This is a genomic window from Pseudomonas sp. WC2 (genome assembly GCF_050586545.1).
Lineage (GTDB): Bacteria > Pseudomonadota > Gammaproteobacteria > Pseudomonadales > Pseudomonadaceae > Aquipseudomonas.
The window spans coordinates 1-561 of the sequence record NZ_JBOBDR010000049.1 but is presented as its reverse complement, the minus strand read 5'-3'; the positions used below and the strand labels follow the sequence as shown (position 1 = coordinate 561).

Below are 561 nucleotides of genomic sequence, written 5' to 3'. Positions count from 1 at the left end.
GCCCGTCGCGCTCAGCGACAGGTTGGTGGTGTCGGTAACGTCAGTCACGGTGGTGCTGACAGGGGTTTTATCAGCGACCAGATCCTCGTAATTACCGCCGCTAACGCCAGTGATCGAGTTGGTCAGCGGTGCATGGCCGTTCAGCGCATCATTCGGTGCAGTGGTGGTCACGGTGCCGGTGGTTTTGCCGACTTCGATAGTGATGTTCTGGCCGTTGGCCAGGGTCACCACGACAGGCGAACCGGTCACTGGCGCGCCAACGGTCGCGGTGTAGGTGACGGTGCCACCTTCAGCGGCGGTTTCGGTGGCGGTCAGTTTCACCGTCGAAGTGTCGATGGTGTCAGTGACGTCGGTCACCGCTGGCGTGGCGCTCGGCACCAGATTTTCGAAGTTGCCGCCAGTGGCGTCCTTGATGGTCACTTCGATTTTGCCGGCGTCTTTATAGACGTCATCGGCAGGCGCCGCGACGGTTACGGTGCCGGTGGTTTTGCCGGCTTCGATGGTGATCACCGAGCCATTGCTCAGGGTCACGGTCACCGGAGTACCGGCGGGATTGCTCAG

General features: G+C 61.5%; 1 protein-coding gene. It reads right to left on the bottom strand.

Annotated features, from left to right (window positions below):
* Positions 1-561, bottom strand: a 561-nt coding sequence (locus ACQ4OE_RS26760) for an immunoglobulin-like domain-containing protein (RefSeq protein ID WP_430948456.1), incomplete at both ends; no start/stop codon positions are given.